The 12,666-nt window shown below is 38.4% G+C and carries 11 protein-coding genes; 2 read left to right on the top strand and 9 right to left on the bottom strand.

Annotated features, from left to right (window positions below; all coding sequences use genetic code 11):
• Nucleotides 1-214: 214 nt before the first annotated feature.
• From ftsX to F7888_RS23145, 5 genes are all read right to left on the bottom strand, one after another.
• Nucleotides 215-1,108 carry a permease-like cell division protein FtsX gene (ftsX, locus tag F7888_RS21095; RefSeq protein ID WP_191783147.1) on the bottom strand — a complete coding sequence of 298 codons (894 nt, stop codon included), beginning with the start codon at nucleotides 1,106-1,108 and terminating at the stop codon, nucleotides 215-217.
• Nucleotides 1,098-1,784, bottom strand: a complete 687-nt coding sequence (ftsE, locus tag F7888_RS21090; protein WP_191783145.1) for a cell division ATP-binding protein FtsE — start codon at nucleotides 1,782-1,784, stop codon at nucleotides 1,098-1,100. The genes ftsX and ftsE overlap by 11 nt, the downstream gene beginning before the upstream one ends.
• A gap of 504 nt (nucleotides 1,785-2,288) precedes the next feature.
• The gene (gene cccB / locus F7888_RS21085) at nucleotides 2,289-2,597 is read right to left on the bottom strand and encodes a cytochrome c551 (RefSeq protein WP_191783143.1); all 309 of its coding nucleotides are present in this window, start codon (nucleotides 2,595-2,597) and stop codon (nucleotides 2,289-2,291) included.
• A gap of 48 nt (nucleotides 2,598-2,645) precedes the next feature.
• Nucleotides 2,646-3,512, bottom strand: coding sequence for a YitT family protein (locus F7888_RS21080; protein WP_191783142.1), 867 nt, complete (start codon nucleotides 3,510-3,512; stop codon nucleotides 2,646-2,648).
• 416 nt (nucleotides 3,513-3,928) lie between these two features.
• Nucleotides 3,929-4,522, bottom strand: coding sequence for a methyl-accepting chemotaxis protein (locus F7888_RS23145; protein WP_412096025.1), 594 nt, complete (start codon nucleotides 4,520-4,522; stop codon nucleotides 3,929-3,931).
• A gap of 1,166 nt (nucleotides 4,523-5,688) precedes the next feature.
• Here F7888_RS23145 and F7888_RS21070 point away from each other — a divergent pair.
• The gene (locus tag F7888_RS21070) at nucleotides 5,689-6,081 is read left to right on the top strand and encodes a hypothetical protein (RefSeq protein WP_191783137.1); all 393 of its coding nucleotides are present in this window, start codon (nucleotides 5,689-5,691) and stop codon (nucleotides 6,079-6,081) included.
• Nucleotides 6,082-6,151: 70 nt separating this feature from the next.
• Here the strand turns inward: F7888_RS21070 and prfB are convergent.
• The 3 genes from prfB to F7888_RS21055 form a co-directional block, all read right to left on the bottom strand.
• Nucleotides 6,152-7,250, bottom strand: a protein-coding gene (gene prfB / locus F7888_RS21065) for a peptide chain release factor 2 (RefSeq protein ID WP_225228941.1) whose coding sequence is annotated in 2 segments (ribosomal slippage) — nucleotides 6,152-7,186 and nucleotides 7,188-7,250 — 1,098 coding nt in all. Because the reading frame shifts where the segments join, the coding sequence is not laid out codon by codon here.
• Between the two features lie 280 nt (nucleotides 7,251-7,530).
• Nucleotides 7,531-10,041: a preprotein translocase subunit SecA gene (gene secA / locus F7888_RS21060; RefSeq protein ID WP_191783133.1), complete on the bottom strand. Its 2,511-nt coding sequence runs from the start codon at nucleotides 10,039-10,041 to the stop codon at nucleotides 7,531-7,533.
• Between the two features lie 400 nt (nucleotides 10,042-10,441).
• Nucleotides 10,442-11,404, bottom strand: coding sequence for a LacI family DNA-binding transcriptional regulator (locus tag F7888_RS21055; RefSeq protein ID WP_191783131.1), 963 nt, complete (start codon nucleotides 11,402-11,404; stop codon nucleotides 10,442-10,444).
• Nucleotides 11,405-11,510: 106 nt separating this feature from the next.
• On the opposite strand from F7888_RS21055, the gene F7888_RS21050 reads away from it, so the two are divergent.
• Entirely contained in the window at nucleotides 11,511-11,672 is a 162-nt protein-coding gene (locus F7888_RS21050; RefSeq protein ID WP_191783129.1) for a hypothetical protein, read from the top strand.
• 121 nt (nucleotides 11,673-11,793) lie between these two features.
• Here the strand turns inward: F7888_RS21050 and hpf are convergent, their stop codons facing one another.
• On the bottom strand, nucleotides 11,794-12,351 hold the full coding sequence (gene hpf, locus F7888_RS21045) for a ribosome hibernation-promoting factor, HPF/YfiA family (protein ID WP_191783127.1): 558 nt from the start codon (nucleotides 12,349-12,351) through the stop codon (nucleotides 11,794-11,796).
• Nucleotides 12,352-12,666 lie beyond the last annotated feature (315 nt).

The following is a 12,666-nucleotide window of genomic DNA, read 5'->3' as shown; positions in this document are numbered from 1 at the left end:
GGAATTCCCCCTTTAAAACAAGCCTTTTTGATCTTATTTGAGAAAAAAAGGCTTGTTTTTTTCTTTGGAAATTAAAGTTATCAAAAAACGATAGTTTTTCAGTGGCCTCGCTAAAGCTCCTGCGGGGTCTCACTTTGGCCACGCATCCCACGGGAGTCTCCGTGCATTCAGTCTGCTAGGGCTTGCAATATTAATACCACTAGTACTTTTATAATTAGACTTTCAAAAACTTCCGTACGGACATTAAGCTTCCCCAGACACCGATGAATGCGCCGATTGCTAGTAACAAGCCTGTTACTTGGAAAGCAAATGGGTTAAATGATAGAAGGGTTAGGAATGTGCCTTCTAATCTTGGTTGAATTAAATCATATACATAGTTATAGGTTCCTAGAATTAATCCAATTGGTAGGATCGAACCTAATATACCTATAAACATGCCTTCTAGGAAAAATGGCCAACGGATAAACGCATTCGTTGCTCCAACAAGCTTCATGATTTCGATTTCTCTTCTTCTTGCAACAATGGTAATTTTTATTGTATTAGAAATGAGGAACATCGCGGTAAACAAGAGACCAACAATTAACCCGATCCCAATATTTCGTGACATTTTCACAGCTGCAAATATCTTCTCAATTTCCCCTTGTCCATATTTCACTTTCGCTGCATATGAGAAGGTTTCAATTTCATCAGCTACCTTCATAATGTCACTAGGATTCTTTGTTTTGATGATATACACATCGTGAAGTGGATTATTTTGTTCAAATAACTCAAATATCTTTCCTTCTTCACCAAAGCTCTTGATCATATTTGACAGTTCATCTTCCTTAGAAGAGTACTCAATGGTTGCTACTTGTGGAATTTTTTCAATTTCCTTGTACAATGTTTCTTGATCATCAGCTGTTGCTGCTAAATCAATATGAACGCGAATACGAACATCCTCTTCAATCGAGGTAGCCATACTATTCAAGTTCATCATGATGACAATAAAGACACCTACAAGTAATAATGTCACTGTCACTGCACTGACTGAGGCAAATGTCATCCAGCCGTTTCTACTTAAATTCTTTACACTTTCACGGAAATGCCTGATGAGTGTACTAGATTTCATAGCCATACTCACCCCTTGCTTCATCACGTGCAATTTTCCCACTTTCAATGGCAATGACACGCTTCTTAATTTTGTTAACTATTTCACGGTTATGTGTAGCCATGACTATCGTTGTACCACGATTATTAATTTCTTCAAAGATATTCATAATTTCCCATGAGGTCTCAGGATCTAAGTTTCCTGTAGGCTCATCGGCAATCATCAATCCTGGAGAGTTCACAATGGAACGTGCAATTGACACACGCTGCTGCTCCCCACCTGATAATTCATCTGGTAGAAAACGTGCCTTGTGCTTCAAACGAACTAAATCTAGCACATCCATTACTCGTTTCTTAATATTACGTGGATTCTCTTCAATAACCTCAAGAGCAAATGCTACATTTTCAAACACAGTTAATTTTGGTAATAATTTGAAATCCTGAAAAACAACGCCAATATTACGACGTAAATAAGGAACTTTTTTCTCTTTTAGCTTGGTTAAATCAATTCCATTAATCTGAATACTACCTGAAGTAGGCTTCTCTTCTCGATACATCATTTTTATAAAAGTAGACTTTCCGGCTCCACTTGGCCCTACAACATAGACAAATTCGCCTTGTTTAATCTTGATATTAATCCCATTAACAGCGAGAACACCGTTTGGATATTTCTTGATTACATCCTTCATTTCTATCATTTATAATCACCTAAAATAGTATTTTTCGTTCTTTACCTCTAACTATAACACGAATTCATGCAGATTTTGTCGATAGATACATAATTTAATAAAGTAACAGACCTTATCCGTCACTTTCTACATTATAACATCATAATTCGGCAAAATAAGACCCAAAAATATTACATTTTCATTTCACCTAGATATCTGTTGTTATCTAGGCATTTCGCGGTCGTTTGTTTATTTCTGGAAGCTAGTTTTAGCATAAAAAAAGCACCGAGTTTTAGCCCGATGCTTTTCTTATATAAATCGATAATAGACTGTTATTGAATAAATTATTGCTTTTAAAGCCCGCAGCCTGAATACACTCCGCGTCCTGCGGGGTGACCGGTGAGCCTTCTCGTGCCTGCGGGGTCTCACTTTGCCCACGCATCCCGCGGGTGTCTCCATGTATTCAGGCTGCTAGACATTCAACAAAAATGTATTTATGTATAATACAATACCTTTTTAGATATCCACAGAAGTTTATTTCTTTTCAGCTAGCCATTTAGCTACGGCTTCGACTTCTGCTCCAACGATCATTTTCCCACGCATCATGCCTTTTCCTGTTTCAATGATTGATTCAATTTCTTCTTGAGTGTATACAGAACCGATTTTATCTAAAGCTGGTCCTACACCACCGCTTAAATCCTGTCCATGGCATGAACCACAGTTTTGTCGAAACACTTTTTCAGCATTTACCGTTGTTGCATCACCAGCGGTTTCATCATTTCCCCCACAGGCTGCTAAAACAAGCACAAGTCCCACAAGTAAACCTAGTAATTTCCGTTTCACTAGTTATTCCCCCTTTAGAGATATTTTCCAAGCTTCATTATAACCTATTTACGGTCTTTTAAAACCTTCACCTAATACCTCTGCCGCATCCATAACAACGACAAATGCAGAGGAATCAATCCTTTTCACTAATTGTTTCAATTTTGTGAACTCTGTTTGGTCGACAACACACATCAATATTGGGCGCTCATCATCGGTATACCCACCAAAGGCTGATAGCTTTGTGACACCACGATCGATTTCATGAATAATTCCTGCTCGTACTTTTTCCTGTTCGTTCGTGATAATCATCGCCATCTTCGAATTCCCGATACCAATCTGCACAAGGTCAATTGTTTTACTAGTCACAAATAAACCAATGAGTGCATAAAGACCTCTTTCAATATCAAAAACAATGGCTGCAGAGATCACAATTAACCCATCAATTAATAGAACACATCGTCCTAACGTGAACCCTGTATATTTATTAATAATTTGGGCTGCCAAATCAGTACCACCTGTTGAACCCTTTCCTCTAAAAACAATGCCTAATCCAAGACCAACACCTATACCACCAAAGATTGCTCCTAACAATGGATCTGTTGTCGCTGGCTGAAAATCACGCGACAAGAATACTACAAATGGGAGAAAAATCGTTCCTACTAAAGTTTTTGCCCCAAATTGCATCCCAAGTAGGATAATCCCTGCGATAAACAGTGGGATATTAAAAGCCCATTGAACAAAGGCTGGCTCCCATCCTAGTACATTAAATAAGATGATACTAATTCCACTAACTCCCCCAGAAGCCACTTGATTTGGTAATAAAAATACATTAAACGCAAGTGCAACAAACGCTGAACCGACTAATATATGTAAATACTCGCTCACAATCGTAAGTAGTGGATGCTTTTCTTTCTGACGTCTTCTCTTGTTCATGTTATCCTCCTAATTCCGGTAATCCATTATAACCTTTGAGAGTATAGCACGGGTCACAGAACAAGTAAACGCCAGTGTTATAACGTGTTAAAGCAACAAAATGTCTCTTTTTTAGTATTTGTAAATATGGAAAAAGTATTTGTAAGTTGATCATTTTATCTATAAAAAAATCAGGTGCCATTTCACACCTGATTTTACCGTTTGGCTATTTTCGTATAAACTGTTGCTTTTTAAAGCCGCAGCAGGAATATACTTACTCCACGTCCTGCGGGGTGACTGGCTCCTGTGGGGTCTCACTTTAGCCACTCATCCCACGGGAGTCTCCGTCTAATCCTGCTGCTAATACTTCATTTTTAAATTAATTAAATCCAAAAACAACAAACTTTGTGAAAACATCCTACCGTTTATATCATTTGTTAGTTCTCTTTATGAAGGCTAATTAAGCGATTTGCTGCATCATCTGTTTCTTTGATAGATGTAACAAGATGTGCATGCTGTTGATTTTGCGAATCAATCGAAGCAGCTATTTCTTCTAATGAAGCTGAGCTTTCTTCGATGACTGCTGCAAACTCACTAACTGATGTTTCGATCATTTGAGAAGAGCTGCTTAGATCTGTTGTCATCTGCTCGAACTCTTTTACAGTTGATGTTAATTTCGCAACCGTCGCATTGATCAACGAGAATACTTCTAACGTATCATTTGTCATCGCAACACTTTCAGTCATTTTCACACCATTATCATTCATTTGCTCTTGCGTTACAATGGTTCGTTCATTGACTGCTAGTAGGTTTTCAGAAATTTGATTTGCTGTAGCCGAAGTTGACTCAGAAAGCTTTCGAATTTCATTGGCAACAACGGCAAAGCCTTTCCCACTTTCTCCAGCTCTTGCCGCTTCAATGGATGCATTTAGCGCTAGAAGATTCGTTTGAGATGCGATATTTTGAATGGAATCAGCAAATTGATTCGTTTCATTGATTTTACTAACTAATTCATTCATAGTTGCTGACATATCTTGTATCGATTTCTGAAACTCATCATTCTTTTCTAATAAGGCTTCAATCGTTCTAGAACCATTTGTTGAAGCTGTTGACGTTTCATCTGTTTGCTTATCTAAGCTTTCGGCAGCTTGAACGAGCTTGTTCACGATGTTATTTAAGTTTTCAACAGACTCTGTGATTGTCGAGGCTGATTCACTTTGAGATTGCACCCCTGAAGAAATCTCTGAAACCGCGGCAGTCATTTCATTAAAGGAATGCATTTGCACTTCACTTTGCTTTCGAATGGAGGTCAAATTCGTACTAATTGTTGCTGTATTTTCAAGAATATGATTTGCTTGATCTTTTTGCGTTGCTAGCATTGTTTCTGTTTGAACTTGTAGATGTCGAATGTCATCGTTCATTTTTTTAATGACAAAGCTTTGGAAAAATAACGTAACAACAACTAATAAGAATAAGAGATAATAAATGACAATAGTATTTACATCAAGATTCAATGATTCAGTATTCTTCAAAAAGAAAACAGCACTTAGAATAAAGCCACCGACTACACCAACTGTGAGGACCGCACGCATATTATAGATGGCAATTGATGTCAGTATAAAGAATGGCAACACCATCATCGTGATTGAACCAGATGTATTCATAATCACATATAAAATAACGGTCATTCCAACCGCAGCAATATACGGGGTAAATGCAATCGCTTTGTTTAATTTAATTAACGTTGCAAGAATGGCAAGAAAGACGATCCCCCCAACTCCAATGGTGATAATTAATGCCAATGGTTGTTTAATAAGTAGTTCAACAAAAACGGTTAAAATAACTGAAATCAAAGAAATGATGAAAAGCAGTTTGTTCTTTCGGACAATGTCTGCATTCTTTAACTCTAAATAATTCGTATTCTCCATTTATTCCACTCCTACATTCTATGATGCTTTCTTTCTATTTTACAAGAATTACAAGAAATTTGAAAGATTTGGTCGAACAATGTTATGACATTTTTATTTCCATATTTATATATCGGTTGGGTGGAGTATTGATTTTAGAGGATAAATTTTACAAATAAGGTAATCACACTGAATAAGATGGCTCCGTTCTCACCAAAAATTCACAAATAGTTTTCTTATCCGTGTGATATACTTACGATAATAAATTGTGCGTGGAGAGGATGATTAAGATGGAAGAAACCTTAAAACTAATTCTCACCGAAATGAAAGATTTAAAAAAGGGTATGACTGGGTTACAAGAAGATGTTTCAGGATTAAAAGTTGATGTTTCTATTTTGAAAAATGATGTTTCTACTTTAAAATACGATGTTGCTGGATTAAAAGATGATGTTTCTGAATTAAAAGAAGGTCAAGACAGAATTGAATCAAAGCTTGAAGGACTTTCATCTGAATTACGTAGTAATTTCAAATTTACTAACGGTAAAATAGATGAACATCGTAATGTTTTTGGAATTGTATCAGAAGATATTAAAGGTGTGAAAGTAGATATTGAATATCTTAGTTCAAAAACTGGTATTCACGATACCGAACTCAATAATATAATGAGCAAACTAAGAGGCTAGGTTTAGATAGCTGTTTAGCGCATGTAAAAAAGCAAGTGAAATCACTTGCTTTTTTGATACACATTTATGCTTATAATTTCGAACGCAGGTAGGCGTCAATAAATGGATCTAGGTCACCGTCCATCACACTTTGTGTGTTACCAACCTCGGTGTTGGTACGGTGGTCTTTTACCATGGAGTATGGGTGGAAGACGTATGAACGGATTTGGCTTCCCCAGCCGATATCCTTCTGCTCACCACGTATCTCATCTAATTGTGATTGCTGCTCTTCAATTTTTAGCTGATAAAGCTTTGCTTGAAGCATTTTCATGGCGCGTTCGCGGTTTTTTATTTGGGAACGTTCTGTTTGACACGTAACAACTGTATTCGTTGGTAAATGGGTGATACGAACAGCTGAGTCCGTTGTATTGATATGCTGTCCACCCGCTCCACTTGCACGGTACGTATCGATTTTCAGATCCTCTGTACGGATATCTATTTCAATCTCATCATTAAATTCAGGCATGACTTCGCAAGACACAAACGATGTATGGCGACGACCTGATGAATCAAACGGAGAGATACGAACTAGTCGATGTACGCCTTTTTCAGCTTTCAAATACCCATAAGCATTATGACCTTTGATTAAAAGTGTTACACTTTTAATCCCCGCTTCGTCACCTGGTAGATAGTCTAGTGTTTCTACTTTAAAGCCTTTTCGCTCAGCCCAACGAGTGTACATACGAAGGAGCATTGAACCCCAATCCTGTGACTCTGTTCCACCAGCACCTGGGTGAAGCTCTAGAATGGCATTGTTTTTATCATATGGTTCGCTTAATAGTAGCTGTAATTCAAAATCGTTCATGTGTTTCACGAGTGCTTTGATTTCATGAACAAGGTCTGCTTGCATTTCTTCATCAGGCTCTTCTTTTAATAAGTCATGAGTCAATTCAAGGTTTTCATATGAATCACTTAGCTCATTAAATTGATTGACTGATTCTTTTAGCGCGTTGACCTCATTGATCACAGCTTGTGCTGCGTTTTGATCATTCCAGAAGTCCGGCATTGACATGACTTCATCAAGTTCATTGATACGAGCTTGCTTCGCCTCTAAGTCAAAGAGACCCCCTAAATGCCGCTAATCTCTTAGCTGTTTTATCAAGCTCTTGTTTAATTTCTACTAATTCCAAATTGATTCACCTCATTATAATAATAAAGCTGCTTTCATATAGATTGTTACTTTTAAACCCGCAGCATGAATACACTCCGCGTCCGGCGGGTGGCCCAGTGAGCCTCCTCGTCGCTATGCTCCTGCGGGGTCTCACTCAGGTCACTGTTCCCGCAGGAGTCTACGGTATTCATGCTGCTAGAATTCTCTACAAATATTGAGAAAACAGCCATTAATCACGAATAGGTCTTATTCGCCTAAAAAGGTGAGAGCAGTCTCTCACCTTTCCTTTAGACGACCTATTATTTTCCACAGCATTGCTTATATTTTTTGCCACTTCCACAAATACATGGGTCATTTCGACCGATGTTGATTGCTTTTGTGACAGGTTTTTTCTTTGGCTTTTCGTCGCCTTCTTTTGGATGGACAGCCTGCTGACCCTTTGCAACCTCTTGGCGCTCAAGGTTGTTACGAATTTGTGCTTTCATTATATATTTTGCAACTTCTTCTTCAATTGATGCAACCATATTTTCAAACATCGCGAAGCCTTCCATTTGGTATTCGCGTAATGGATCTGTTTGGCCATATGCACGTAAATGAATTCCTTGACGTAGATTATCCATTTGGTCAATGTGATCCATCCACTTGCTATCAACTGCACGAAGAACGATAACTTTTTCAAATTCACGCATTTGCTCTGGAGTAAGCTCTACTTCCTTCTCATCATAACGCTCTTTCACCTTATTGAAAATGACCTCAACCATTTCTTCTGGTTCTTTTCCTTTAAGGTCACGCTCGACGATATCTCCTTCAGAAAGGATATTCGCGTTCACATAGTCAATGATTCCTTTAAGATTCCACTCTTCAGGAAGCTCTGTCCCTGGAGTATATAATTCAACATTACGAGTAATGGAAGACTTAATCATTTTTTCTACTACATCACGTAGGTTGTCAGAATCAATGACCTCATAACGTTGACTATAGATAATCTCACGTTGTTGACGTAGAACATCGTCATATTGAAGAAGCTGTTTACGAGCATCAAAGTTGTTACCCTCAACACGTTTTTGCGCTGATTCAACGGCTCTTGATACCATTTTACTCTGAATTGGCTGGTCATCATCCATACCAAGACGCTCCATCATTGACTTCATGTTATCAGAACCGAAACGACGCATTAATTCATCTTCCATTGAAAGATAGAATTGCGTAACCCCTGGATCTCCTTGACGACCAGAACGTCCACGAAGCTGGTTATCAATACGACGAGATTCATGACGTTCTGTACCAATTACAGCCAGACCGCCAGCCTCCACTACGCCTTCTCCAAGCTTGATATCTGTACCACGTCCTGCCATGTTTGTTGCGATGGTTACCGCTCCACGTTGACCGGCATTTTCAATGATTTCAGCCTCACGCTCATGATTCTTCGCATTCAAGATATGATGCTTAATTCCTTTTTTCGTTAAGAATTTTGAAATTAATTCAGACGTTTCAATCGCAACTGTTCCTACAAGAACTGGTTGGCCGTTCGCATGACGAGCAGCGATATCCTCTGCAACCGCACGGAATTTACCCTCGATTGATTTATAGATTAAATCAGGGCGATCATCACGGGCAATCGGACGATTTGTTGGAATCACGACAACATTCATATTATAAATGTTACGGAATTCTTCTTCCTCAGTCTTAGCTGTACCAGTCATCCCTGCAAGCTTTTCATACATACGGAAATAGTTCTGGAATGTGATTGTTGCAAGGGTCATACTTTCATTTTGAATTTCTAAGCCCTCTTTTGCTTCAATCGCTTGGTGAAGCCCGTCACTATAACGACGTCCCTTCATTAAACGACCAGTGAAGGAGTCAACAATTACGACTTCGCCTTCTTCAACAACATAATCAACATCCTTATGCATGCTTGAATGAGCCTTCAACGCTTGATTGATATGGTGGATTAATGCCACATGAGAAATATCAAACAGATTTTCAATGCCAAAAGCCTTCTCAGCTCGTGAGATTCCCTCTTCTGTTAATTGAACACTCTTTGTTTTTTCATCATATGTGTAATCCTCTTCTTGCTTTAATGTACGAACAAAGCCATTTGCTTGAATATAAAGTGATGTTGATTTCTGCGCTGTTCCCGAAATAATCAATGGTGTTCTTGCTTCATCAATTAAAATCGAGTCAACCTCATCGATGACTGCATAATGAAGTGGACGTTGAACCATTTGTTCACGGTATAGAACCATGTTGTCACGCAGGTAATCAAATCCAAATTCATTATTCGTACCATATGTAATATCAGCACGATACGCTTCAATTTTTTCCTCACGAGAAAGCCCATTTAGGTTCAAACCAACACTTAGTCCTAAAAATTCGTATAACTGTCCCATCTCATGTGCGTCACGACTTGCTAGGTATTCGTTGACTGTGATGACGTGAACACCTTTTCCAGTAATCGCATTTAAGTATACAGGCATGGTTGAGGTTAAGGTTTTCCCTTCCCCTGTCTTCATCTCAGAGATATTCCCTTCATGAAGAGCCACACCACCCATTAATTGAACAGGGTAAGGATGTAAGCCAAGCACACGCTTTGCAGCTTCACGAACAACTGCGAATGCTTCAACTAGCATATCATCAAGCGTTTCGCCTTTTTCATAGCGAGCTTTGAATTCATCAGTCTTCGCACGTAGCTGATCATCTGATAAGCCTTCCGTTTGCGAGCGGATCGCTTCAATCTTGTCAGCTAACGTTTCCAATCTTTTTATTTGGCGTTTATTAGAATCAAATACTTTGTTTAAAAGTCCAAGCATTAAAAACGCTCCTCTGTCGTATATTTCAATTATTAAACTGATTCCGTATATATTGTTTGTTCATTCGCAGCCTGAATACACTCCGCGTCCTGCGTGGTGACTGGTGAGCCTCCTCGTCGCAAGCTTCTGCGGGGTCTCACTTTGGCCACTAATCCCGCGGGAGTCTACGTGTTTTCAGTCTGCTAGACCTCATTTTTTTATGGATGTCTTATAAACAACAAACTTTGTGAAAACAGTCATTTTTTAATTAATTTTATTAATATTAACCATTTTATCACTAATCTCTCATGGGGTAAAATTTTTATAAAATCTACGCCTTATGTGGGACATCATTTGACCCACTTGTGGTGCCTGGCACCAATTATGAGACTAGATTTGTCCAGCTTTGGTGGAAGGCACCTCAGACAGTTTGGCGTTCTATTAATGTGACATTGATTTGTTCGTGAGATTGCTCGGTACGGTTGATGGCTTGTAGAAACAGCTTTCTTCCGATTTCTACTAATGGGATTTCAAGGGTTGTGATGTGCATGATTTTGGCGATGGGTTGGTTATCAAACCCTATGATAGCAAGGTCATCAGGGATGGATATTCCCTTTTCATGTGCATAGGTAATAATCCCAGCAGCAAGGATGTCACTTGTTACTAGCAATGCAGTTGGTGGTTTCTCCATCCTTGTTAATTGCTCGACCACCTTTACCCCGTCCTCAAATTGAAGACATTGATCAAATATGTAATTTGGATTGAATGGTTCATTCATCTTTTTCAGAAAATCATGATACGCATTGGCTCTCTGTCTACTGCTTGTCCCTGATTTTCGTCCAATCGTATATCCTATTCTTTGATGCCCCTTTGTATGTAAATAATCTAAAGCATTGCTAAAGGTTTCATAATGGTCAATGAATGTTGACGATACACTCCGTCCTCTTGAATCTTCACAAAGAACAATTGGCCCATATTGAATATACTCATCAATGACTTCCCAGCTACAGCTCCTTGAGCCAATGATGACCGCATCTAGTTGCTTGTGCTGCAACATCCGCAATGCTTCGATTTCTCTATTCTCTTCATAATTTGTTTGAAATAGTACTAGCTTGTAATTGTTCTTCACCGCTTCATTTGCCATCCCTTCAACGAGCAAGCCGAAATAAGGATGATTTGTGTACGGAATCACCACCCCAATCAGGAATGTTTCCCCTTTACTCAAATGAACGGCATTTAGATTTCGTTGATAATTCGTTTCTTCAATTGCTCGAATCACGGCTTTCCTTTTCTCTTCACTCACGTATGGATGTTGATTTAATACGCGGGAAACGGTTGTCACTGATACTCCCGCTTTCTTTGCGATATCCTTAATATTTGCCATTTCTTGAAACTCCTTCATGAAAAATCAAATTTATGCTTGATATGAAATGCGTTTCATCATTTACAATCATCTTGAACATATCCAAAAGGCTAAAGGAGTGGGTCATATGGTTGTTTTGATAGGTCTTGTATGCATCATTTTGTTATGCGGTTCTGTTCTGATTCTAGCATCATTTCCAATTGCACAATATCAAAAAGATCACCCTGTAAAAAATACCACAACGAAAAAAACAAAAGACTATTACAGCCTTTTATTTGATGTTTATTAAAAAAAGTGCAAGGGGCTCGTCCGATGTCCCTGGAGCTAGATACCAAACGAAGTACATTGCTAACAATATGTAAAACACAGTAAAGGACTTGAGCATACACTCAAGTCCTCCAGTTTTGTTATTAGTTTGGTTCGATGATTCCGTAGCGGCCATCGTTTCGGCGGTACACAACATTGGTTGTATTTGTTTCAGCATTTGTATAAACGAAGAAGCTGTGGCCAAGCATGTTCATTTGTAGAATCGCCTCTTCACTATCCATCGGCTTCAAATTAAAACGCTTTGTACGGACTAATTCAAACTCATCTGTATCAAGCTCAGGCTCTTTAACAGCTGTTTTGCTATCGCCATTTGAGAATAATGAATGGATTGAGCCTTGCTCACGTAATTTACGATTTACTTTTGTTTTATGTTTACGAATTTGTCGTTCAAGCTTATCCACGACTAAATCAATGGCAGCATACATATCTTCATGAGATTCCTCAGCTCTTAGCACTAATTGAGTCATTGGAATTGTAACCTCTATTTTTCGTTGCTTGTCATTATACACTTTTAAATTCACATGAACATTTGCATCGGGAGTACCGTCAAAATAGCGTTCTAACTTACTTAGCTTCTTCTCAACATACTCTCGTAATGCTGGAGTTACCTCAATGTTTTCACCGCGGACGTTGTATTTCATACATGAACTCCTCCTTTTCATTCGACCAATCTTTTGAATTAGTCAAAACCATGCATTGCCTCTTGATTGATTAAATTAACCAAGAGCAGTAGCCAAGTAGTGAATGAAGATTGCTCACTTTATTTTTGACTATGACTACTAATTCTACAATACCCGCCTTAATTCCTTCTTAAACCACAAAATAATTGTTACAAGATTGTGACAATTAATAAAGTCATGGGTTTAACCAAATTAATTACTCTCATATAAGTATATCAATGAGGAAGCGTTTTTATTGGTAGTATTTTAGAAAGTTTTTCAACAATTTCAACTTTT

Source organism: Litchfieldia stipae, assembly GCF_014837155.1.
Classification (GTDB): Bacteria; Bacillota; Bacilli; order Bacillales; family Bacillaceae_L; genus Litchfieldia.
This window is presented reverse-complemented; position numbering and strand designations above follow the sequence as displayed.

Excerpts from the sequence above, each read along its gene's own strand:
- F7888_RS21055 (WP_191783131.1), bottom strand. The coding sequence starts at position 11,404 with ATGGCAAATATTAAGGATATCGCAAAGAAAGCGGGAGTATCAGTGACA.
- F7888_RS21050 (WP_191783129.1), top strand. The coding sequence starts at position 11,511 with ATGGTTGTTTTGATAGGTCTTGTATGCATCATTTTGTTATGCGGTTCT.
- F7888_RS23145 (WP_412096025.1), bottom strand. The coding sequence starts at position 4,522 with ATGTCAGCAACTATGAATGAATTAGTTAGTAAAATCAATGAAACGAAT.
- secA (WP_191783133.1), bottom strand. The coding sequence starts at position 10,041 with ATGCTTGGACTTTTAAACAAAGTATTTGATTCTAATAAACGCCAAATA.
- F7888_RS21070 (WP_191783137.1), top strand. The coding sequence starts at position 5,689 with ATGGAAGAAACCTTAAAACTAATTCTCACCGAAATGAAAGATTTAAAA.
- hpf (WP_191783127.1), bottom strand. The coding sequence starts at position 12,351 with ATGAAATACAACGTCCGCGGTGAAAACATTGAGGTAACTCCAGCATTA.
- ftsX (WP_191783147.1), bottom strand. The coding sequence starts at position 1,108 with ATGAAATCTAGTACACTCATCAGGCATTTCCGTGAAAGTGTAAAGAAT.
- ftsE (WP_191783145.1), bottom strand. The coding sequence starts at position 1,784 with ATGATAGAAATGAAGGATGTAATCAAGAAATATCCAAACGGTGTTCTC.
- F7888_RS21080 (WP_191783142.1), bottom strand. The coding sequence starts at position 3,512 with ATGAACAAGAGAAGACGTCAGAAAGAAAAGCATCCACTACTTACGATT.